Below are 22,924 nucleotides of genomic sequence, written 5' to 3'. Positions count from 1 at the left end.
GCTCCGCGTGGGAATGCCTCTGGGGACGCTCCGCGTCCAGTGACGCAGAGCGTCACGGGCTGCATTCCCACGCGGGAGCGTGGGAACGATCAGTTAGTTCGGTGGGCGCTGTGGTTTCACCGAGGTGCCAAACGTGTTGCCCATCCGCGTAGCCGTGGCCGCCGGCGTCGCCAGCCCCACCTGATTCGGCGGGCGTTTGTCGATCGGCACATTCATCGCTTCCAGATTCTTCTGCGCAGCCGCCGCGCCGTCAGGGTTGTTGCCCATCTGCTGGCTCAGGCAGTCGTAATTCGGCGCCTTGTAGCCACCCACCGTCACCTCGACACAGCCCAGCGGCTGCTCCGCGTGCGCACCGCCCAACACCGTCAGCAACAACCCGCCGAAGACGACTTTCCAGACTGATTTCATGCCTGCCTCCTGGCCGGCCCGAAGGGGCCGCTCTAGCTCCAGAGTCTAGTGCAACGGGCGCGCCGATCCCGTGATGGTTTTTTTGCAGTGGCCGTCACACCAGATTCATAAACAGCCCTCAGGATGACGGTTTTCAGGGGTGCATCAGCCGTGCAGCGAGGCCGTGCCAGGGACGAATTTGCGCGCTCAGCGCTCATGCGCCAGCTCTGTCTGGGGCTGCTGCTTGGCTTGTTTCTGAGCCGCGTCAGCGCCGACCCGATGCCGGCGACGATGCGCATGACCTTGCACATCCCGGCCCAGGAACTGGCCCGCGCCCTCGAACAGTTCAGCCGCGCCACCGGCATGGCGGTGCTGGTCGACAGCCAGTTGAGTCGCGGTCGCCGCTCGTTGGCAGTGGAAGGCGAATTCACCGCCGCCGAAGCGTTGCGCCGGATGCTCGGCGGAAGCGGCTTGATGGCCAAGTACAGCCGCGACGACGCGTTCACCTTGCAGGTTGCGCAAGTCGAGGAAGTACCAATGCCGGCGGAGAAACCGACCCCCGCCAGCGCAGCGGTCAACCGCAGTTACGCCACGGCGGTGCAGGCTGCGATTGAACGCAACCTGTGCCGCTCGCCGCTGACCCGGCCCGGCAGTTTTCGCGCGGTGTTGCAGCTGTGGATCGGCCGCGACGGCGTGGTGCAGCACAACCGGTTGGTCACCACCACCGGCGATGTTCGGCGCGATGCAGCGCTGGTAGACAGTTTTCACACGCTCAAGATCGACCGGCCGACACCCGGCGCATTGCGCCAGCCAGTCACGTTGCTGTTGTTACCCGAATCGTCAGGAAAACGCATGGAATGCACACAATGGGAAGGAGTTTCCGGGGGATGAAAGACGCCGGACAAAGTTCGATGGTCCAGCTGTTCCTGACGTCCTACGAGGACTTTCGGGTGCGCCTGCGACGCCGTCTCGGCTCGGAGGACCTGGCCAACGACGTGCTGCACGAAACCTACCTGCGGGTCGACCGCATGGAAACGCCGCCTAACCTGCTGCGCCCCAACGCCTACCTCTATCGCATGGCCCTGAACATCGCCGCCGACCGCCGCCAGGCCGATGCGCGGCTGCTCACTGGCAGCGAAGTCGAAGAACTGTTGCAAGTCAGCGACGAAGCGCTGGACCCGATGCGCGTGGTCGGCGGCCAGAAGGAAATCCAGTCCCTGCTCAGCGCCCTCTACGAACTGCCGGCCCGGCGCCGCCGGATCTTCATCGCCGCACGCCTGGAAGAAGCGCCGCACCTGGAAATCTCCCAGCGTTTCGGCATCTCCACGCGCATGGTCGAGAAGGAAATCAAGGCTGCCCTCGGACACTGCGCGGCCAAACTGGAAAGAAAAGTGTTTCAGCGGTTCGGTCGCGGGGCCGGAAAACCGTCTAGTGAATGAAGCTCCCGATCAACCCGTCGAGTACCTGCGCGTTTGAACATCTTCCGTCTGACACCTGCCGAGCCCACGCCTGCCGAGCGTCTGCAAAGCGAAGCCCGCGACTGGCTGATCCTGCTGACCTCCGGCCGCGCCACGGTCGCCGACGCCCGAGCGCTGCGCCAGTGGTGCGCCCAAAGCCCGGAACACGCCCGCGCCTTTGAAGAGTGCAAGGCGTTGTGGCATCTGCTGCAACCGGCGGCAGAAGCTACACAGGCGCCACGCCGGTTTGGACGTCGGGCCTTTCTCGGCGGCGCGATTGCCGCATCGGCAGCGTTCCTGCTGGTGCGGGGCACGATACCGGGCGGGTTCTCCGGGCTTGGCGCGGATTACATCACCGAAGTCGGCCAGCAACGTCGGGTCGAACCGGCCGATGGCTTGAGCCTGGAGTTGAACACCCAGACTCGCATCAACCAGCGTTCGGTGGATGAGGGCGTGCAGGGTTTTGAACTGGTCAGCGGCGAAGTCGAAGTGCAGACCGCACGGTTGCCGATGGCGATGCAGGCCGGGGGCGGTTGGTTGCGGGCGAGCAGGGCGCGGTTCAACCTGCGTAACCTCGATCAACAGGTGTGCGTGACGTGCCTGGATGGCGCGGTGGACGTGGAAGTCGAAGGCCGCAACCTGCGCCTGGAGCCTGGCCAGCAACTGACCTATGACGCACAACAGGTCGGCACCGTGCAAAGTGTCGATACGGCGGCGGTGATGAACTGGCGCCAACAGGTCCTGGTGTTCAACGGCGCGACCCTCAGCCAGATGATCGACGAGATCAACCGCTACCGCCCAGGCATGTTGCTGCTGCTCAACCGCGAACTCGGCCAGCGCCGCGTGCAGGCGCGTTTCTCCCTCGATCAACTGGCCGGCGTCGGCGCACTGATCCGCGATGCCTACGGCGTCAAATGCACCGAACTACCGGGCGGCGTAGTCGTTCTCAGCTGATCACTGCAAGGGCCCCATGACCTGCCGGTACTTCTCCGGCCCTTGCGGTGTCTGCCGGGTCAACCGCACCTCCAACCCCAACGGATCCTCCCGCCGGTTCCCACTCAACTGCCGCCACCCCTTGTCCGCCTCCCAAACCCGCACCTGCAAATCACTCACCTCACCCAACACCGCCACCCCAGCCGTAGGCGCCGGCAACGGATACCGACTGCGCGCCGGCGCCACCGCGCGATACAACGTGTCCCCCTTGAGCCACCAGCGCACCCGCTGCAACGCCCCCGGCTGATCCGCCGCGCTCCGAATAATGTCCAGCCGAAACCCCTTGCTGTCACTGCTGCGTACCGTCAGCGCAGGCGGCGCCGTCGCCGGTTCATCCTCAGTGCCGACCTTCTTCGGCTCCGTCAGCTCGATCCCGGCGCGCATCTCCACATCCCGTTGCATCTGATTCAACGCCCGCAACAGGCTGTCGCTCTGCTCACCACTGGCCTGCAAATGGCTGTCGGCGCGGGTGACACTGTCCAGCCCCTTCCAGGCAATCAGACTGACCACCGCCATCAACAGAATCGCGACCATCACCTCGATCAGCGTAAAACCTTGTTGTCTGTTCATTGCACGCTAATCCGGCCCGAAGCATCGCGCAGCACACTCAACCGATTGAGCCCGTCAGACAGCGTCAACTGCAGCGGCGGATTGATCCACTCGGCGTTCAGCACCACCTTCTGCTTCGGCTCCACCCGCACCTCCAGCTTCGGACTCTGCCAGGGACGCGGCCGCAACTGCGGGTCCCGATCGAAATGATCAAAGCCCTTGCCACTGTCACTGCGCCGACTGAACCGAAACCCCTTGCCATCGCTCAACCACGTAATCGGCCGGCCATCGGCGCGGGCCTCGGCCTGGGCAATCTGCAGCAACTGCGCCACGCGCTCGGCGTCCTTGCGCAGCAACTGCAACGGATCGGGCTTGATACTCAGACTGATCGCCGCACTGGCGATCCCGATGATCACCAGCACCACCATCAACTCGATCAGCGTAAAACCCTGCTGCCTGCACCGGTTCATCGAATGCGCACTCCCTTGCGTCCAGCCCCGTCCCAAAAAACCATCCTGCACGGCCAACATGTAAGGCGTGTGAAATAAAACCGTGAGAATTGCCGCGTAGTCTGGTCACCGGGACTAAAAGGAGATTCAGCCCATGAGATACACCGCACGCTTTTCACCCCCCCAAATCATCCAGGCCGCCGCACTGCTGGCCGCCCTGGTCGGCATCGCCACCTGGTCATCCCTGCTCCTGACCACCGCCGAATCCCACACCCCGGCGGCGACGCCGCAACTGCTCGCTGCGCGCAGCGATAACCCGGCGTTGCAGTGGTTCGCCAACCGCACGGCTCCGGTGGAGATCAAGGTCAGCGGCGTGATGGCGGGGAGTCGGGGGGCGGTGGCGATTTTGAGTTTGAACGACGGGCCGCCGAGGAGCTTTTTGCAGGGGGAGCGGGTGAGTCCTGGGGTGAAGTTGGTGGCGGTGGAGGGGGATGGGGTGGTGATTGAGCAGGGTGGGGAGAGAGTGCGGTTGGAGGTGGAGAGGTTGGGGGAGGGGGTGGAGATGCCTAGGTTGGTGAGGCCGTGATCTCTTTTGGTGTGATTTTGGCGTTTTAGTCGGGTGGCGGGTACTGGATCGCCGAGGACGTGCTTGATTGCTTTTGACCAACCGGAGGAAGCTTGGCGCAAATGTCCCATTTCGGCCAAAAGCTGCCACTGAATAATTTCGGCGATTCAATCATGGTACCCCTTTGAGCAGGCCAGCTTCTTTGCAGGTAAATCGCTACTAACGACGCAGAGCCCAACAAGGTTGGACAGATGTATGAGGCAGATTGATATCAACACGTGGGAGAGCATAATGGGTCTTTGAGATCTATCAGTCGTGTGCGGCACTCCGATGGAGGACGCAGCGAAAGTCAAGGATGCAAGGATGATGGGATTTAACAAGTTACTAGCAAAGCTGCAAAATACCTCGACCTACAAACGTATCGCTCGGCGATTTCATGCGAAAAGCCCTTTGCGCAACAGTTTTGTTGATTTGGCACCTATCGACTTTGCCGACCAAGATGGCCTTTACCAAGAAGCGCTACGCTTTGCGATGTGCAATGCATCAATACGTAATGTGGCCATTACCGGCCCGTATGGGTCAGGCAAGACCAGCGTTATCAAAACATTCGAGAAAAACAGCCCTTACCGCTCTTTGAACGTTTCCTTAGCGACGTTCAGTGACCCAAACTCTTTGACTCCGCCTCTCCAAGATTCGCAGCAGGTCGATGTCACCGTTAAAGTTGAAAGAAGTATCCTTCAGCAAATGCTTTATGGGGCGGGCTCTGGCACATTGCCCTATTCACGGTTCAAGAGAATTTCCAAGCCACGATGGGTCGATCTCAATGCGATCTTGTTCGTAGGGTGGATAGCCTCCGTCGGTATGTTGTATCAGAATCATGACGAACTTCTGAAGGCACTCAGCAACCAAACATTGGAATGGGTCTGGATATTCACTGCGGCGTATGTGCTCCTTTATCTGGCTCGGACTGTGTCAAAGGCAATTCAAGCCTCACATTCGCTGTCAGTCAAAAAGCTATCTCTTCAAAGCGGTGAGGTTGAACTGGACGGAATACCCGAAAGTTCCATACTCAACAAGCACCTAGATGAGATTATCTACTTTTTTGAAGAAAATGATTATGATCTGGTCGTTTTTGAGGATTTGGATCGATTCGGCAATCCTGAGATATTTATTAAGCTTCGTGAAATAAACAAGATTATAAATGATCGCCCCAAGCGTAAAGGGACGCTTCCATTCCTAAACAGAACACAACCGCTAAAATTTGTTTACGCCATTAAAGATGACATATTTCTAAACAAGGATCGGGCAAAATTCTTCGACTTTATTCTCCCCATAATTCCAATAATAAACAACTCTAACTCACGGGAGGTTTTAAAAAGGAGCATTGAGTCGGCAGGTTATGGTATAGGGGTCCAGGATAGGTTTATCGGAGAAGTCTCGCTATATCTTGATGATATGAGATTAATAAAAAATATAAGCAATGAATTTTTGATATATGAAAAGAAAGTCGGATCCAGCAATCTCAACGTCAATAGGCTACTCGCAGCTATAATCTATAAAAATGCATACCCTAAAGACTTTGAAAATTTGCATCATGGAAGTGGCGCATTACACGAAATAGTTCAGAGGCGTACCAGTATTTTGATACAGTCCGCCAGCAACATAGATTTCCAGATAGAGGAGCTCAGAATACTGATTCAAGAATCAGATCACGAAACCAGTACCGCCATTGTTGAACTTGTGAAATTGTTTTGGGGGCATTTATGCTCAACATATAATGAGTATGATGTTGTAAGCGTATACTCAGGCGAAACGCCTATTAATATATCTCAACTTTTGGAATGGAATAATTTTGAGAAAATTTTTCAGGAGAAAAATCTAAACTTGCAGGTTCGCCAACGCAACCAATACAATAATTACGAACACAGGCTCCCTCTATCTTTGTCTTTTAAAAATCTAGAGGAGGCGATAGTCCCCGGCACAACATTTACTCAGCGCCACAGGAGTATAACTAATAAAAAAGCTAAAAATAGAACAGAGCTCAATGCGCAAATCGAAAAGCTAAAGTCCGAAAAATCTTCTCTAGCTAGGCAGCCGCTGTGCCAGCTTTTAATACTCTCTGGCTTTGAGATCTCAGATATAGCAAAGCAGCACAATATAGATGACCCTCGCCTGCTAAATTATTTTATTAGAAATGGACACATTGACGAAACATATCATCTTTACATTTCTACCTTTCACGAAGGTAGAATGTCTCGAAACGACTGGGATTTCATACTTTCAATTCGAGACTTTAGAACGCCTGACCCAGCATCGCAGGTTGATAACCCAGCGGAAGTCTTGGAGGAACTTAGGGAAGAGGATTTTGGCTCGAGTCACTCCCTCAATGTTCATCTGATTGATGAGCTTATCCAAAATGGATCGACCAATACTAAAAGAATACAACTGGTCGTTGATTGCTTTTCCAACAGCCTTCCAGAGTCACAAAAATTCTTTGACGCTTACTGGCTAATTGGAAAAAATACCGCAGCTTTAACTCGGATCATTGCTCAATATTGGCCGGGATACGGTATGGCCGCTATCGATGCCTCTTCGGCGACACAACACGTCGCACGCATTATCGCCTACGTCGAGCCGGATTTTGTTGCAGAGCAAATGAATATTGGCAGATCGTTAAGCGACTACATTTCAAAATATGCGGCAGTTATATTTTCTGAGAATATCGTATTTGAAAAAGGCTTTCAGGCCCTTGAACTTTTAAAAATCAAAATCGAACAGATCTCTGATGCCACCCAAAATATCGCGCTAGTTAACTACATACACCAACAAGACCTGTATCGAATTACGGCTGATAACATTAAGTTTTTAGTTGAGCAGTTCAGCGCGCCTATCCAGCAACAAGGACACTACACTAATCACCTTTTTGACCTAGAGAGAGCGAACTATACCGCGATACTCGAATCCGGAAGCGACTCATTAAAGTCGTACGTTGATCGAAATATTAATACTTATGTACGCGATGTTGCCTGTGCGATAGTTAGCAATAATTCAGAATCCCCGGACGCCATTATCCGATTGTTGAATCACTCCGAAATTGATCAGGACATGGCTATTCAATTTGCCCTTCAGCAAGATCACGTTTTTGCGAACTTCGATGATTTACCTGCCTATCAATGGGACGAACTGCTATATAACGAGAAGGTAAATGTAACATGGCCTAATATTCTCAGTTTTTACGGCCTTGATGATAGCGATAAGGATCGCTTAAATGAGATTCTTGATCGCAATACGGTCTACCAAGCGCTTTCTGAGCAAAAAATTCCCATCACCAAGAATGAAGAAGAACTAGTCAAGAGCCTGTGCCGTTTCTTGATCTCCAACCATGCGTTAAGTGAAGTAGGTTTTAGGGCTTTGTGCAAAAGCGTTCCATATCATTATCAGTCGTTTCCCGAGGGCTTATCAGAAGAGTTCTTAATAATTCTCATCGATCTGGGGATTGTAAGACTCAACGACATATCATTCAGCGAAACGAAAAATTCAGTTTTGCTCAGAGCAAAGCTTATAGAGAAAAGCTTCTTGGTTTATACAACTGCGATGGATAAATACCCTCTAAGCCAGGAAGTAATAACCCTGCTCTTGACTTCAACCCTTTCGGTGCAACAGAAATGTTTCATCGTGGGGCACATCACCGTAAATGACCTCAGTTCGAATGCAGAACTGGCGAAGCACGCGAGTCAATTACTCGGGCGTGAAGATCTCACCGATAAAGATTTTGATCTCGGTATGGTCTCTTATTGTCTCGCTAACGCCCCAAAAACACTGGAGCGAAAAGACATCTTATACAATTTCGTAGATATACTTTCCGAGGCCGAAATCATTAGCGCGATGTTAACTTTGGAGTCGCCATTTGCTGATTTAGCAAAACGTGGCATGCGGCCGAAGCTCGAAAATACTGAAAGGAATAGGCGCTTTGCAAAGTCACTAGTGGACAGAAAGATAATTTCATCCCAAAAGCCGAACGGCAATCATATTAGATTAAACACATTTAAATAAAATGACTTGGAATTCGGAAAGTCAAGAGTTTGGATGCCCTAACCCTTTGGTTGCGTGAAAGAGGCCGAACTGAATCCCTAATAAATACCCTCCTCCAGGTTCTTCGGAGGTGATCGGAGGTGCGAGTGGGCGTCTGATTTTGGCTGGTTCCCAAAAGCGGACTGATTTATTTTCAAAATAGATCAGTCCCGTTTTTTCAATAGTTACACCTGGGAAATTTCCGTGGCCCTAGGTGGCTGTTTTCGGACAATTACGTTGTCGAGTTTTTCAGAAGGCTCCTGTACAACGTTATTTTTGCTTGAGGCTGAAAAATCATGGCAAGCGGTGACGGATTCGCAGCGTTGAAGGCATTGTCCCGGAGGGTAAAAAATCAGCGTAGTATGCTGCTCCACAGGCTGAAGGCCTTCGAGAATAAGCTGTTGGAATCGTCGGAGGGAGTAGGCTGCTTTGGTTCCAGTACATACGAAACACTGAGCACTTGGGACCACGAAGAAAGCGGCATCAGCGGCGGCGTAGTAGGCTGGCTGTTTTTTGATGGGGGAAAGCTTTGGGTCCGAACAGAAGCATACTCGGATAGCGGCCATGAGTCCGAATGTAAAGACCACGAATTGGATGACGTCGAACCACGTTGGTTGGTGCTGCTCAGCACCTCCAAAATCCTTAATTCACTGATAGAAAATATTTCTAGAATTCTGGAAGACGAACACATTCTCACTGCTTCTGCAAACGAGTGGCTTACCGAATTCGTCGCAGTGGAAAAGGCTTTGATTGATAAAGATCTTGAAGAGCAATTCGAGACCCATCCAACCATGCTTGAATCGTGGCAGAAAGCTCAGCAGTCTGTTGAGATCGATCCAGAAGATTCCATTGCTCGCAGCAGTTCTCATGTGGAAACAGTGCTGAAAGCGTGTCTCAAACAGCTTGGGGATACCGGGCATGAAGCCATGACAGTGCAAGCTCTCACTGCTCGCACTGTGAAGAAGCTTAATAAGATGGGCATGCTTGACGAAGGCGCTAAGCAAGCTCTGATAGGGATCGCAACGATCTTCCACGGAGTTGGAACACTTAGGAATTCTAGCAGTACTGCCCATGGTAAAAACGATGGGTACACACCACCTGGCCTAGATTTGGCACAGCTGATTAATCACCTCGCCGGGGCTTGTTCGGTATTCGTCCTCAAGCAAACGGAAAAGGTTGTAAAGGGCGGGCACAAGTCGGAATAAAAGTAAAAAAAGGGGACTGTCCCATTTGTGACTGCCCCCTTTGTGACTTATAAATTCAACCGAGCATACTAGGCTTCCCCCTTAGTGACCTCCCCCCAATATTTAGCATCGTAAAGGTTCTTCATGTGATGCGTTTCAACGTGTCTTTGATAAATGGTATGACCAGGAAGGTCGAAAACTTTTTTTTCCTCTGTGATCTCAATTTCAGATTTTATCCTATAAATAAATTCTTCAATTTTTTCTGGTAGCTCAGTTAAAGTATCGCAGCAGGGCAGCACGTTTTTAAGGAGATTACAGTTTATTGGAGCTATATTTTTGTTTTCTAGTAGTTGCCAGCTAAAGGTGCTTCCGAAACTGGAATTTGTTAAAACTGCGCGAATGTGATTGATTTGCGCCGATTCATCCATGCCGGGAAAAGATTTTTTGAATAATTTATTTTTTTCTTCAAGTTCGAGCAAGTCAAATCGGTTGGTCTGATCAACTGCTTCCCGAATTCTATCGTCCAAGCGTCTTACCATGCGAGCTGATTCAGGGTATAAAGTGGCTTTTGCCTGGACGGTCATCACGGTATTGGATTTTTTGCAAAAAACTAATAAATCAATCTCGCCCCCAGTGTAATCAGATTCTATGTCAGTACAGAATCCATTGCTTTCGAAATGTCTTTGAGCTCTTTTCAAAAGTTCAGGTTCGAAAAGATGAGATATCAAACTGTCATAGCTGTATTTGGTGTTTTTATCATCATCTATTAGTATGGAGATCAAGAGATTCCTAGTACCCAGCAGAGCTGGAACTAAGGCAGGGCAGAAGTATATGTCATCCGAAACAATCCAGAATGGTGGCATGAATTTTAAGCTTAGGTTGCTATTTTTTTCCTCGCCGCAGAAGAAGAATTCAGAAAATTTATCGTAGTCTGACTCAGATACCCCAGTGAGCGCTTGTACTAGACGTTTCAACTCAGCGGCACCCAATTTGGCCATGCCCAAGCCTTGCAAATGATGATCCCCATCCCCTGAGTCTTGAAGCTTATTGACTTCCAGATATTTGTAAACTACGAACGTAATATCATTATAAATTTGCCCTATACAAATAAAAGCATTCCTAATTTTTTTAAAGGCATCAGTAGAAGAGAACCCAATCTGCGTATAGAAATCAGGTGGAATGATATCTGCTTCAATGAATGCATTTTCAGATGCTTCGTACTGTTCGGAAATATGATCAAAATAGAATGTGGGGTTTACTGGCTTGTTTGTTTTGAGTCGATTAATAACGCTCGCGAGCCAAGGTCTAGTATCGTGAGTTTGATTTGAAATAACTGGAAGAGACAAATGCGTTAAAATTATGTCATTAATTTCATGCTTGAGTGTGGTTTCATCGGCATAGTCGATAATTGATTTCTCGCTGCTTTCGCGAGTAAAACTATATATTTTGCTACGAATAAACGGGATGACTATATTGAGGTTTGCACAAGCGAATAAATTTTTAAAGTCATTAGAGTTTAGTTTGCGCAAAAAATTATCACATGATTCAGGCGTTTGAGGGCTAAAGTCGTTCATGCGCTCAAATACAAATGTATATGGAGTTGCGAAGCTGTGAGGTACTTGCTTTTCCTGAATGAATTTGAAGGTGGCAATTTGGCAAAAATGATTATAAACATGGAGGAAAGGCTGGCGAAGAATTGGGTTTTCATCAAACAGTTTGTCGATCTGTGGCTCGAGAGTTTTCATTGATAAGCCTAGCTGCAATAATTGGAAAGTAGAATGGAAATGCCCCGTCACGTCAGACTGTATTGTCGATTTAATGGGGTGGGAGAATGTTATTATCTCACGCATTTCCAAAGTAGGTAGAATACGATAAATAGAAAAAGCTTGGATCTTAAGTGCGCATTGTTTCTTAGTCTCGGGCAAGCTCTGCTGGCAGTAGTTGAAAATGTTTAGAAAAAGGGGGGCGATTCATTGTTGTAAAATAAATCAGTCTTCTTTGTTCTTTTGTCCTCCGGTTGCTGCTAAAGCAATCTTGAAAGGACGTTTCACTGCCTTTGAACGAATAACGAGGCCTCAAGAATCTAATTTCTCGTTATCTGCCAAAGCCCATGTGAGCCTGTGAGCCTGCATGTCTGGGTGGAAAAACAGCCTGTAGGATATATTTCTTCGCTCTTCGGCAAATACGCCGTCACGTATTCTGTCGAATTTAATATGGGAGGACTCTTGTTTTTCAAAGTTATAGTCGGCCATGGTTCCGGCAATGTAGTCAGGTACTCTGATGAAGCTATCGTAAATTAGTTTTCCACTCATCTCGGGCTTGGCAAATAAAAGTCTGTGAGAAGAATTTATCCCGCTATTTGAGCAAAGTGTGTGATAGAGGTGGCTAACCTGGTCAAACATATAGTCGCCTATGACTTTGTTCTTGAACGTCAGCATGCTGTCGCGATCTGAGAGCCAAGCTATTTTCTCAGGGTTGGCTTTTACGCTTATCTCTGTAAGCAAATAAGCTGCCAGGCTACCGACAATCTCGATGTCTCTGAATAGACGTAAATTCAGACTTCTCGAGCTAATCAGCCCCTTCACCTTTTTCAGTTGTTTGATTGTGTCTTTATATTTGTCTTTCCCTTCTGGCGTGGATTGGCACCAATATTCCAGCATGCCAATCTGGGAGTCAATTCGGGTTAAGTGGTAAAATTTTTCATCGCTGAACATTCGGCGTTCGCGATCTAATATTAGCGTGATGCTAAATACTGGTCCTTCTTTAAGGAATGATATGAAGCTGTCGTTAACTGAACCGACATTTTTAAGGTCAGATGGGGCCACTGAATCTATGTCTGATGACATTTTTTCAAAAGGTGCCCAGTGTGGGAATAGCGAGAAGGTTACAGCGTCACTAAATTTGTTGGTGTCGTAAAATGCGTAGTCTGACGCTAAAATCCATTTCCTGGTGGGAGCATGCTCTTTTATAAAGTCGTCCAGTAGCTTCGATCCCCTCTTCATAAAGCTGTTATTGAAATGAACAATGGATTCATGGATGCTGAAACCAATCTGTGGCTGGTCAGGGTGCACTCCTTCAAGGGAGTCTTGCTGTATAAACTTCGAAAAATCCATTTCTTTCTCAATCTAATACGAACAGAATTTTTTGGAGAGTTTGGACTACTTGATCTCTGCGAAAATGAAACACTATTTTTACACAATCTGGCTAGTCAGCCTGTCGTAAAATTCTTGCCTTTGAGCGAAGAATTCTGCCGTGTCCAATCGATACGTGCTTTCCGACGCAGAATGGGAAACAGATCTCTTTACCATACGATGATTCAAATTTCCATCCTCATCCATGATTTCGCCATTTACGTTGATATGGACCAAAAAAGGGGACTGATTTATTTCAAGAAAATAGATCAGTTGCCTTTGTTATAAAGACAGGGGAGCGGGTGGGATTATTGATTACTGCTGGTATCGCTTGGGAATCGACACCGACCTGAAGACTCAGGATGACGTCGAGATGTGTCGCAAAAAATAGAAATGCTCATTTGGCCGAGGTTGTCAGCTACACCTGACAACCTCGGCCATTTTCTTTCCAGCTATAGAGCTACAGCGCTCAGCCGATCACGCCTTCACCTCAACATGATCCAACGCCTGATTCACCGCCAACTCGCTCAACATCACCAACTGCGCAATCCCAATCGCGGTTTTGCGATGCGCAGGCTCCAGCGTGGCGGCGAAGTTGTTGAGCATTTCGCTCGCCGATCCCAGTGATTCGCTGGCGTTGGCCAGCAAAGATTCGGTGTTGTAAGCCGGATTGGCCAGGTACATGGGGTCGTGTTTGTGGTGGCTGCCCATGATGCGTTGTTGTGGGGTGAGGTAGTGGTCGAGGGCGCGTTCGGCGGCTTCGTTCAGAGTTCGGGAGTCGGGGAATTTGTAGGGGGAAACCGGATCGGTTTCTGGTGGGTTTGGTGTTGGTTTGAACATAGATGTAGCTCCATATGGGACTCAAGGAGCCATCACTCTCGCTACCAAACGAGTGGTGGTGGCCATACGAAGGTTGGTAGACCGGCCCATATGGAAAATCCGGCGCGCCCGAGGGCGCCCTGCGCATGGCCACCATAAGACGGATGCCGAAAAGGCATCTGCGCTAGGTGACGTTATGCGTCATATGGGAGGTCGGGCTACCAAACCCGATCACTGTTTTTCAGTGACCCGGAAACGATAAGACCCGCGCATTAGACGCACAAGCCGGCGGATTCTGGCGTAGTCGTAGGTAATGACGCAAGGTTGTGTAGCCTTGGGGACGTTACGGTGGGTGTCTTTTAAACGGGGTTTTTGGGGTGGGTAAACGGGTGGTTCAACAAGCGGCCCTCACCCCAGCCCTCTCCCGGAGGGAGAGGGGGCCGACGGAGGTGTCTGGCGTTGTACATCGACCTGGGCGACCGAGTTGATTATGGGTTTGGAGGCGGGCGTTTGAGTTGATTATGGGTTCAACGCGGTGTGTGGGAGTTGGTGAAGATCTTCTGGTGGGTATCGGAAATGTCCCACGGTTGATTCATATACCTCTGAGCCGTCCGACGTTTCGGGACGGTTTAGGGCTAGGGACTCTCGGGACGGCTGAGCAGCGTCTCCAGCCGCGCAAGCGGCGGTGCCTCCTGGCTGCGATCAAAAACTTGCACCCCAACCTTGAGCAACCGCCCATTCTCCACCCCCCCAATCACCTGCTCACACCGCAACAACAACCTCCCTTGATCACACTCCATCGCCTTAACCCCCATCGGCAATCTCCCCTCCAACCGAAGTTCAGCCATCCGACTCTGCGCCGCAATCATCGCAATCGAGCGATCCCGCAAAACCCCGCTGCTCTGGGTCATCAACCCCGCCACGCGCACGGCGGCGGACATGGCCACGGCGATGATCGCCAGCGCAACGAGCACTTCAATCAGGGTGAATCCGGCTTGCGGGGTGGGGGTGCGCATCGGGGTCTCGGGCGGTCGGGCAGCCCTTGACGCTAACGCCCGTGCTTGACGGCTTGACGACGAAAACACCCGAGGATTTTCAACATCCCTGACATATCTTCTTGCAACACTGCGCGTCGAATCGAATCAAGCCAGGGAATGACGAGATGGATATCGCGCAGTTCAAACAGCCCAATCGACCGAGCCGGATGCCCCGTGGGCAGCAGGGTTTTACGCTGATCGAGATCATGGTGGTGGTGGTGATTCTCGGGATTCTGGCGGCGATGGTGGTGCCCAAGGTGCTCGACCGGCCGGATCAGGCGCGGGCCACGGCGGCGAAGCAGGACATTGGCGGGTTGATGCAGGCGCTGAAGCTGTATCGCCTCGATCACGGCACTTACCCGAGCCAGAGTCAGGGCCTGAAAGTGCTGGTTGAGCGGCCGGCCGATGCGAAGAACAGCAACTGGCGCTCGTACCTGGAGCGCCTGCCGAATGACCCGTGGGGTCGTCCTTATCAGTACCTCAATCCCGGTGCCAACGGCGAGATCGACATCTTTTCCCTCGGCGCCGACGGCCAGCCTGACGGCGATGGCGTGAATGCCGACATCGGTTCCTGGCAGTTGTAAGGCCGGTCATGAACAGCCAATCGAACCAGCAGGGGATGGCGATCATCAGTGCGCTGCTGATCGCGGCGGTGGTCGCGGTGATCGCTGCCGGCATGCTGACCCGCCAGAGCGTTTCGACCCGGGCGCTGGAAGCCGAACAATTGCGCGTGCAGGGCCGTTGGCTGTTGCACGGCGGGTTGGAGATCAGCCGGCAATTGTTGTGGGACGCCCGGCAGCGCGATCCATTGACCCGGCTCGATCAACCCTGGGCGCAGTTGTTGAATACCCAGGGTTTCGAGGGGCGGCTGGAGGACGAGCAGGGCAAGTTCAACCTGCGCAATCTGGTGGCCAACGAGCGAATCGATGAGGCGCAGGTGCAGGCGTTCGAGCGCTTGTGCGAGTTGATCGGTGTCAGCAGCGCCTTGAGCCGGCGCATCAGTCAGCGGGTGATCGGCTCTTATCCGCACCTGTTGAATGCCCAAGTGGTGGACAAGCCTGTGGCGAAAAATACGTTCGACAGCGGGCGCGCCACGTCGCCGTCCGCGTCGCGCAAACCGCAATCGCCGACCCTGCCGATGCTGCGCACGCTTGACGATTTGCGCAGTGTCGACGGGGTCAACGATGCGCTGTTGGCGAAACTGGCGCCGTACCTGACGGTGATTCCGGCGACCACCTGGCTCAACGGCAACACGGCCACGGCGCCGGTGCTGGCGGCTTATGTGCCGGGGCTGTCGTTGGAGCGGGCGCAGGCGTTGATCAATGAGCGTGACGCCGGGCGCTGGTTTATCAATCGCGGGGATTTCGTCAATCGCCTGCGACTGCCGCAATTGGAGATCACCAGCGTCAAGGTCGGCATCACCAGCGACTGGTTTCGGCTGCGCGGGCAGGCGCGGCGTGATCAGCGGCGGGTCAGCCTCGATGCGTTGCTGCATCGCAGTCAGGATCGTTTGCCGCAAGTGATCTGGTCGCGGGTGGGCGTATGAGCCAGTTGCGCGTGAGTTTGCCGCCGCTGGCGGAGCTGAGTCTCGACAGTGAAGTGGATTGTGTGTGGCTGGATCGTCAGGGGCAGGTCACACGGCAGGAGCGCGTGCGGCTCGGCGCACTGCCGAAGCAACCGCTGGTGTGTTTTCTGCACCCGTCGGACAGCCTGTTGGCGAGCATCGATCTTCCGCCGCTACCGGCAAACAAAACCGCTGCGGCGGTGCAATGTGCGGCGCAGGCCTTGATGCTCGGCGACAGCGCCGAGATGCACATCGCTCACAGCGCTCGTAATGAAAGCGGCCAGGTGCAGATTGCCTGGGTAGCACGCAAGGATTTGCAGCACCTCGGGCAATTCGGTTTGAACCTCAAAGGCCTGTACCCGGCGGCCTACAGCTTGCCGGTGATGGCGGGCGGCGTGGGTTGCCTGCACGACGAGCATCTGTTGCTGCGCCACGGCCCGAATGCGGCGCAGGTGCAGCCGATGATCGATGAAGCATGGCTGCTGGAAACCGGTCTGCCGGCGCACTGGATCGGTGGCGGCGCGCCGGAAGCGGTGCAATCGACATTGCCTGACTTGCAGCGCTGCTCCGGCCCACTGCCGAATTGGGGTTTGCACGGCGGCCTTCAGCAACCGGGCACCGAACATCGCGGCTGGGGCAGGGCGCTCGGTTGCTGTGCGTTGGCGTTGGCGGTGTGGGTGATCGGTTTGAACCTGTACGCCGCCCGCGAGGCCGGGCAGGGCCTGCAGCTCAAGGCGCAGATGGCGCAGCGGGTGAAGCAGGCGTTCCCCGAGTTGCCGGTAATCCTCAATCCGCTGCAACAGGCTCGTCAGCAAATCGCCGCTCGCCAGCAAGGCGCGGTGGATGCGCCGGGGCAGGATTTCACGCGGCTGGTGTCGCAGGCCGGCAGTGGCATGCCGTCCATGGCGGGCACGGTGCAGCGTCTGGAGTTCGTCGACGGCGCGTTGCAACTGAGTCTGCTGCCCGAGGCCCGGCGTTCGGGCAACGACAAGGATTGGCAAGGCACGCTGGCCCAGGCCGGCATCAGCATCAGCCCGAATGACGACGGCTGGGTCCTGCGCCCGGCCGGCGAGGCGACCGCTGCCACCGACAACGACGATAGCAGCGGAGCCGAAGATGAATAGCCCATCGCTTGCGAAATACCGCGCCGGTTGGCAGCGCTTCAATGCTCAGTTGCAGGCCCGTTGGCAGCCCTTGGCGCTGCGGGAAAAACGCATGGTGGGTGGCATGGCGGCGCTGTTGCTGGGGCTGTTTGTGTGGGTGGCGTTGGTTCAGCCGCCGTTGAAGAAGATCGCCGCCTCGCAAGTCGAAACCCCGAAATTGCGCGCCCAGGCCGAAGCGCTGGAAGTGCTGTTGCGCGACGTTAGCGTGCGCCCCGACGGGCAGAACCTGGAGCAGTCGCTGCAACAAACCTTGCAGGCCAGCGGACTGGGCGGCCATTACCAATTGGCGGCCGCGTCCGCCGGTTGGCAGTTGACCTTCGATGCGGCACCGGCCGACGCCGTGCTCGACTGGCTGCTGAGCCAACCGCGGAATTTTTCACTGCAAGTGGTCGAGGCCCGTCTGCAACGCGCAGACGACGCCGCGACCGATGACACCGCCGGCACTCTGTCGGGCACCGTACGCATGGATCAGGCGCTGGGCGCTAAGGAAGCTTCATGAAGGGGTCAGGATCCAAACGCATGGCGTTGCCGATGCTGTTGATGGCATTGAGCGCGTGCAGCAACACCACGCCACCGAATCAACCGCCGCTGCTGGTGGACAGCGAGCTCGGCCGGCCGCTGGCCAACACCCAGCGCAGTGGCGACGCGGTGCTCGACCGCGAGCGTGCGCAGGCTCAGGTCAAACCGGCGCCGAAGCAATTGCACAACATCACCGGACGCGCCCGCAATGGCGGGTCGGCCCGGGGCACGACGTTGCCGGCCAATCCGTTGGGCGATCAACCGGTGACGCTGAATTTTGTCGACGCGGATATTCAAGCGGTGGTGCGGGCATTGTCGCGTTCCACTGGCCAGCAGTTTCTGGTCGATCCTCGGGTCAAGGGCAACCTTACGCTGGTCTCCGAAGGCCAGGTGCCGGCGCATCAGGCTTACGACATGCTGCTGGCGGCGCTGCGCATGCAGGGTTTCAGTGTGGTGGACGTCGGCGGCGTGGCGCAGGTGGTGCCGGAAGCCGATGCCAAGTTGCTCGGCGGGCCGATCTACAGCGCTGACAAACCGGCCGGCAACGGCATGCTTACCCGCACGTTCCGCCTGCAATACGAGAACGCGGTAAACCTGATCCCGGTGCTGCGCCCGATCGTGTCGCCGAACAACCCGATCAACGCCTATCCGGGCAACAACACCATCGTCGTCACCGACTACGCCGAGAACCTCACGCGCGTCGCCCAGTTGATCCAGACCATCGACACCCCGAGCGCCATCGACACCGACGTGGTGCAGATCCAGAACGGTATCGCCGCCGACATCGCGCCAATGGTCGCCGACCTGCTCGACGCACCGGGCAACGATCCAACGCAGAAAATCGCGGTGATCGGCGACCCGCGTTCCAACACCATCATCATCCGCGCCGGCAGCCCCGAGCGCACGGAGCTGGCGCGCAACCTGATCTACAAACTCGATAACGCCCAGAGCAATCCGAGCAATCTGCACGTGGTGTATCTGCGCAATGCTCAGGCCGGCAAACTGGCCCAGGCGCTGCGCGGTTTATTGACCGGCGAGAGCGACAGCGGCACCAGCGACAATGCGCGCTCGGTGCTCAGCAACATGGGCAGCTCCACCAATTCGGGTAGCGAGCAGAACGGCCAGAGCGGCACGCAAAGCAACGGCAGCACGTCGACCACCAACAGCGGCAGCACCGGCGGCAGCTACGCTCAGGGTAGCAGCGCCACCAGCGGCAGCAGCAATGCGCAAAGCAGCGAACAGAACGTCGCCTTCAGCGCTGGCGGTGTGACCATTCAGGCGGATGCGACCACCAACACCTTGCTGATTTCCGCGCCGGAGCCGCTGTACCGCAACCTGCGCGAAGTCATCGATCTGCTCGACCAGCGCCGCGCGCAAGTGGTGATCGAAAGCCTGATCGTCGAAGTCGGCGAGGACGATGCCAGCGAATTCGGCGTGCAATGGCAGACCGGCAACCTCGGCGGCAAAGGCGTGATCGGCGGCGCCAACCTCGGTGGTTCGGGGATCAACGTCAATGGCAAGACCAGCCTCGATGTACTGCCGCAAGGCCTGAACCTCGGCTACGTCAATGGCACCGTCGACATCCCCGGCATCGGCAAGATCCTCGACCTGAAAGTGCTGGCCCGGGCCCTGAAGAGCAAGGGCGGCACCAACGTGCTGTCGACGCCGAACCTGCTGACCCTGGACAACGAAGCGGCGAGCATTTTCGTCGGCCAGACTATCCCGTTTGTCAGCGGCAGCTACGTCACCGGCGGCGGGGGCACCAGCAACAACCCGTTCCAGACCGTGACTCGCGAAGAGGTCGGTTTGAAGCTCAACGTGCGGCCGCAGATTTCCGAGGGCGGCACGGTCAAGCTCGACATCTATCAGGAAGTCAGCAGCATCGACGAACGCGCCTCGGCGGCGGCCAACTCGGCGGGGATCGTCACCAGCAAACGCGCGCTCGACACCAGCATCCTGCTCGATGACGGGCAGATCATGGTGCTTGGCGGTCTGCTGCAGGACGGCTACAGCCAGAGCAATGACGCGGTGCCATGGTTGTCGAACATTCCGGGGTTGGGCGCGCTGTTTCGCAACGAACGCCGCTCGATCACCAAGACCAACCTGATGGTGTTCCTGCGCCCGTACATCATCCGCGACAGCGCGGCGGGGCGAAGCATCACGCTGAACCGTTACGACTTCATGCGCCGCGCCCAGGGCGGTCTGCAACCGGAGCGCAGCTGGGCGATGCCGGACATGCAGGCGCCGCAGTTGCCGGCCACCGCCCAAGGCGTACCGGCACCGGTGTCCGGCCCGCGCGCGACCATCAAAGTGGTACCGCTGCAATGAGCGCATTGCCTTACGCCTGGGCCAAGGCGCAGCGGATTCTGCTGCGTGACGGCGTGCTGACGGTGTGCCCGTCGACGCCGGGCTGGTCGATCAGCGAAGTACGCCGACAGTTCGGCGCGGTGAGGCTTGAGCGGGTGCGCGATGACGAACTCGACGGCCTGCTGGCCACGGCCTACGCCGATACCGGCAGTGCGGCAGCGGTTGTGGGGGCGGCAGAAAACGAAGTCGACCTAGATCGCCTGATGCAGGACATGCCGGAAATCACCGACCTGCTCGACACCCAGGACGGCGCGCCGGTGATCCGCATGATCAACGCCTTGCTCACCCAAGCGGCGCGGGACGAGGCCAGCGACATTCACATCGAACCGTTCGAAACCCATTCGGTGGTGCGCTACCGGGTCGACGGCACCCTGCGCGACGTGGTCTCGCCGCGCAAGGCATTGCACGGTGCGCTGGTGTCGCGGATCAAGATCATGGCGCAGCTCGATATCGCCGAAAAACGCCTGCCGCAGGACGGGCGCATTGCGTTGCGCGTAGCGGGGCGACCGATCGACATTCGCGTATCGACCGTGCCCACCGGTCATGGCGAGCGAGTGGTGATGCGTCTGCTGGACAAGCAGGCCGGGCGCCTGCATCTGGAAACCTTGGGCATGGACGCGCAGGTGCTGGCCAAACTCGATCACCTGATCCGCCAGCCCCACGGCATCGTGCTCGTGACCGGTCCGACCGGTAGCGGCAAGACCACCAGCCTCTACGCGGCACTGGCGCGACTGGATGCGAGCACCAGTAACATCCTCACCGTGGAAGACCCGGTGGAATACGACTTGCCGGGCATCAGCCAGATTCAGGTCAACGCGAAAATCGACATGACCTTCGCCCTCGCGCTGCGGGCAATTCTTCGGCAGGACCCGGACATCATCATGATCGGCGAGATCCGTGACCTCGAAACCGCGCAGATTGCGGTGCAGGCTTCGCTGACCGGTCACTTGGTGCTAGCGACCCTGCACACCAACGACGCGGTGTCGGCGGTCAACCGCTTGGTCGACATGGGCGTCGAGCCGTTTCTGCTGGCCTCGTCGATGCTCGGCGTTTTGGCCCAGCGGTTGGTACGACGGCTGTGCAATCAGTGCAAACAGGAAGACCCGGCGACGCCCGGGACCTGGCGCCCGGTCGGTTGTGCGGCGTGCAATCACACCGGTTACAGCGGCCGGACCGGCATTCACGAATTGTTCTGCATCGATGACGACATCCGCACCCTGATTCACCAAGGGGCAGGGGAGCAGGCGTTGCGTGCGGCCGCGAGCAAGGCCGGGATGTTCAGCCTGCGCGAGGACGGCGAGCGCTGGATTCGCAGCGGTGCCACGGCGCCGGAAGAAATCCTTCGTGTGACACGGGACGCCTGATGAATCGCTATCGTTTTGAAGCCGCCGATGCCAGCGGCAAGATCGAATCCGGGCATCTGGAGGCGGAGAGTCAGGGCGCGGCGTTTGGCGTGTTGCGCGGTCGTGGCCTGACGGCGTTGTCGGTGGAGAAGGAGAGCAACGTCTCACAGCACGGCGGCGGTGGATTGTTCAGCGCCAGGCTGTCGGATAACGATCTGGCCTGGGCTACCCGGCAGCTGTCGAGCCTGCTTGGCGCCAGTCTGCCGCTGGAGGCTGCGCTAAGTGCCACGGTCGAACAGGCCGAGAAAAAACACATCGCCCACACCCTCAGCGCCGTTCGCGCCGATGTGCGCAGCGGCATGCGCCTGGCCGAAGCGCTGGCGGCGCGGCCACGGGATTTTCCGGAGATTTACCGGGCGCTGATTGCGGCGGGCGAGGAGTCCGGTGATCTGGCGCAGGTAATGGAGCGGCTGGCGGATTACATCGAGGAGCGCAACAACCTGCGCGGCAAGATTCTCACCGCGTTCATCTATCCGGGTGTGGTCGGGCTGGTGTCGATCGGCATCGTGATTTTCCTGCTGAGTTACGTGGTGCCGCAGGTGGTCAGCGCGTTTTCCCAGGCGCGGCAGGATCTGCCGGGGCTGACTTTGGCGATGCTCAATGCCAGTGATTTCATCCGCGCGTGGGGCTGGTTGTGTGCCGGGATCATGGCCGGTGCGTTCTGGAGCTGGCGTCTGTATTTGCGCAACCCCGCGGCGCGTTTGAGTTGGCATCATCGGGTGTTGAAGCTGCCGCTGATCGGGCGGTTTGTGCTGGGGCTGAACACGGCGCGGTTCGCCTCGACGCTGGCGATTCTCGGCGGTGCGGGGGTGCCGTTGTTGCGAGCGCTGGAAGCGGCGCGGCAGACCTTGTCCAATGATCGTCTGAGCCTGAGCGTCAATGAGGCCACCGCCAAAGTGCGCGAGGGCGTCAACCTGGCGGCAGCGCTGAAAGTGGAGAACGTGTTCCCGCCGGTGCTGATTCACCTGATCGCCAGCGGCGAGAAAACCGGTGCGTTGCCGCCGATGCTCGAGCGTGCGGCGCAAACCCTGTCCCGCGATATCGAGCGCCGGGCGATGGGTATGACGGCACTGCTTGAGCCGCTGATGATTGTGGTGATGGGCGGGGTGGTGCTGGTGATCGTGATGGCGGTGTTGTTGCCGATCATTGAGATCAATCAGTTGGTGCAGTAGTTTTTTCAACTTTTTTTACCGGCGTCTGATCTCACCCGAGCGCCAAAAACAGCATCCTCGGGTTCTCCTTTCTGTCATTTGCAACGGCCCTTCA

Annotated in this window: 20 protein-coding genes; 13 read left to right on the top strand and 7 right to left on the bottom strand. The window is 55.6% G+C overall.

Translation table 11 applies throughout. The features are described 5' to 3' along the window. Nucleotides 1-93: 93 nt before the first annotated feature. Complete coding sequence (locus tag BMZ46_RS20150) at nucleotides 94-408, bottom strand: hypothetical protein (RefSeq protein ID WP_074690226.1); 315 nt, start codon at nucleotides 406-408, stop codon at nucleotides 94-96. A 195-nt stretch (nucleotides 409-603) separates the two neighbouring features. Between BMZ46_RS20150 and BMZ46_RS20145 the strand changes: the two genes are divergently transcribed. From BMZ46_RS20145 to BMZ46_RS20135, 3 genes are read left to right on the top strand one after another with little or no spacing between them, the layout of a single operon-like run. After that, nucleotides 604-1,278 (top strand): STN domain-containing protein, encoded by a 675-nt coding sequence (locus tag BMZ46_RS20145; RefSeq protein WP_074690228.1) that lies wholly within the window; start codon nucleotides 604-606, stop codon nucleotides 1,276-1,278. Further along, nucleotides 1,275-1,826 carry an RNA polymerase sigma factor gene (locus BMZ46_RS20140; protein ID WP_064597192.1) on the top strand — a complete coding sequence of 184 codons (552 nt, stop codon included), beginning with the start codon at nucleotides 1,275-1,277 and terminating at the stop codon, nucleotides 1,824-1,826. The genes BMZ46_RS20145 and BMZ46_RS20140 overlap by 4 nt, the downstream gene beginning before the upstream one ends. Before the next feature lie 33 nt (nucleotides 1,827-1,859). Next, nucleotides 1,860-2,798 (top strand): FecR family protein, encoded by a 939-nt coding sequence (locus tag BMZ46_RS20135; protein ID WP_074690230.1) that lies wholly within the window; start codon nucleotides 1,860-1,862, stop codon nucleotides 2,796-2,798. Here BMZ46_RS20135 and BMZ46_RS20130 read toward each other — a convergent pair whose 3' ends face one another. Together BMZ46_RS20130 and gspH are read right to left on the bottom strand one after the other, a co-directional pair. Further along, nucleotides 2,799-3,407 (bottom strand): prepilin-type N-terminal cleavage/methylation domain-containing protein, encoded by a 609-nt coding sequence (locus tag BMZ46_RS20130; RefSeq protein WP_039773261.1) that lies wholly within the window; start codon nucleotides 3,405-3,407, stop codon nucleotides 2,799-2,801. Then, a complete protein-coding gene (gspH, locus tag BMZ46_RS20125; protein ID WP_074690232.1) occupies nucleotides 3,404-3,856 on the bottom strand; it encodes a type II secretion system minor pseudopilin GspH in 453 nt (150 codons plus the stop codon). Before gspH ends, BMZ46_RS20130 begins: the two co-directional genes overlap by 4 nt. A 133-nt stretch (nucleotides 3,857-3,989) precedes the next feature. Between gspH and BMZ46_RS20120 the strand changes: the two genes are divergently transcribed. The 3 genes from BMZ46_RS20120 (at nucleotide 3,990) to BMZ46_RS20110 (ending at nucleotide 9,676) form a co-directional block, all read left to right on the top strand. After that, nucleotides 3,990-4,421, top strand: a complete 432-nt coding sequence (locus tag BMZ46_RS20120) for a type II secretion system protein N (protein ID WP_074690234.1) — start codon at nucleotides 3,990-3,992, stop codon at nucleotides 4,419-4,421. A gap of 345 nt (nucleotides 4,422-4,766) precedes the next feature. Further along, the gene (locus tag BMZ46_RS20115; RefSeq protein ID WP_139217035.1) at nucleotides 4,767-8,453 is read left to right on the top strand and encodes a YobI family P-loop NTPase; all 3,687 of its coding nucleotides are present in this window, start codon (nucleotides 4,767-4,769) and stop codon (nucleotides 8,451-8,453) included. Between the two features lie 314 nt (nucleotides 8,454-8,767). Beyond that, a complete protein-coding gene (locus BMZ46_RS20110) occupies nucleotides 8,768-9,676 on the top strand; it encodes an abortive infection family protein (RefSeq protein ID WP_074690237.1) in 909 nt (302 codons plus the stop codon). A 68-nt stretch (nucleotides 9,677-9,744) separates the two neighbouring features. Here BMZ46_RS20110 and BMZ46_RS29135 read toward each other — a convergent pair whose 3' ends face one another. From BMZ46_RS29135 to gspI, 4 genes are all read right to left on the bottom strand, one after another. Then, nucleotides 9,745-11,400, bottom strand: coding sequence for a hypothetical protein (locus BMZ46_RS29135; RefSeq protein ID WP_134333647.1), 1,656 nt, complete (start codon nucleotides 11,398-11,400; stop codon nucleotides 9,745-9,747). A 330-nt stretch (nucleotides 11,401-11,730) separates the two neighbouring features. Further along, the gene (locus tag BMZ46_RS20100) at nucleotides 11,731-12,768 is read right to left on the bottom strand and encodes a hypothetical protein (RefSeq protein WP_074690241.1); all 1,038 of its coding nucleotides are present in this window, start codon (nucleotides 12,766-12,768) and stop codon (nucleotides 11,731-11,733) included. A gap of 495 nt (nucleotides 12,769-13,263) precedes the next feature. After that, nucleotides 13,264-13,626, bottom strand: coding sequence for a DUF6124 family protein (locus BMZ46_RS20095; protein WP_007959368.1), 363 nt, complete (start codon nucleotides 13,624-13,626; stop codon nucleotides 13,264-13,266). Nucleotides 13,627-14,240: 614 nt separating this feature from the next. Beyond that, nucleotides 14,241-14,621, bottom strand: a complete 381-nt coding sequence (gene gspI / locus BMZ46_RS20090) for a type II secretion system minor pseudopilin GspI (protein ID WP_074690243.1) — start codon at nucleotides 14,619-14,621, stop codon at nucleotides 14,241-14,243. A gap of 146 nt (nucleotides 14,622-14,767) precedes the next feature. Between gspI and gspG the strand changes: the two genes are divergently transcribed. The 7 genes from gspG to gspF are packed head-to-tail and all read left to right on the top strand — an operon-like array spanning nucleotide 14,768 to nucleotide 22,830. Continuing rightward, nucleotides 14,768-15,226, top strand: a complete 459-nt coding sequence (gene gspG, locus BMZ46_RS20085; protein WP_025109838.1) for a type II secretion system major pseudopilin GspG — start codon at nucleotides 14,768-14,770, stop codon at nucleotides 15,224-15,226. An 8-nt stretch (nucleotides 15,227-15,234) separates the two neighbouring features. Next, nucleotides 15,235-16,188 carry a type II secretion system minor pseudopilin GspK gene (gspK, locus tag BMZ46_RS20080; RefSeq protein WP_074690245.1) on the top strand — a complete coding sequence of 318 codons (954 nt, stop codon included), beginning with the start codon at nucleotides 15,235-15,237 and terminating at the stop codon, nucleotides 16,186-16,188. After that, entirely contained in the window at nucleotides 16,185-17,330 is a 1,146-nt protein-coding gene (gene gspL, locus BMZ46_RS20075; RefSeq protein ID WP_074690247.1) for a type II secretion system protein GspL, read from the top strand. The genes gspK and gspL overlap by 4 nt, the downstream gene beginning before the upstream one ends. Further along, nucleotides 17,323-17,868, top strand: a complete 546-nt coding sequence (gspM, locus tag BMZ46_RS20070) for a type II secretion system protein GspM (RefSeq protein ID WP_074690249.1) — start codon at nucleotides 17,323-17,325, stop codon at nucleotides 17,866-17,868. The genes gspL and gspM overlap by 8 nt, the downstream gene beginning before the upstream one ends. Further along, nucleotides 17,865-20,216: a type II secretion system secretin GspD gene (gspD, locus tag BMZ46_RS20065; protein ID WP_074690251.1), complete on the top strand. Its 2,352-nt coding sequence runs from the start codon at nucleotides 17,865-17,867 to the stop codon at nucleotides 20,214-20,216. The genes gspM and gspD overlap by 4 nt, the downstream gene beginning before the upstream one ends. Beyond that, nucleotides 20,213-21,619 (top strand): type II secretion system ATPase GspE, encoded by a 1,407-nt coding sequence (gene gspE / locus BMZ46_RS20060; protein WP_074690253.1) that lies wholly within the window; start codon nucleotides 20,213-20,215, stop codon nucleotides 21,617-21,619. The genes gspD and gspE overlap by 4 nt, the downstream gene beginning before the upstream one ends. Further along, the gene (gene gspF / locus BMZ46_RS20055; protein ID WP_074690255.1) at nucleotides 21,619-22,830 is read left to right on the top strand and encodes a type II secretion system inner membrane protein GspF; all 1,212 of its coding nucleotides are present in this window, start codon (nucleotides 21,619-21,621) and stop codon (nucleotides 22,828-22,830) included. Before gspE ends, gspF begins: the two co-directional genes overlap by 1 nt. Nucleotides 22,831-22,924: the final 94 nt, after the last annotated feature.

The organism is Pseudomonas sp. NFIX49 (assembly GCF_900115915.1).
GTDB lineage: Bacteria > Pseudomonadota > Gammaproteobacteria > Pseudomonadales > Pseudomonadaceae > Aquipseudomonas > Aquipseudomonas pharyngis.
This window is presented reverse-complemented; position numbering and strand designations above follow the sequence as displayed.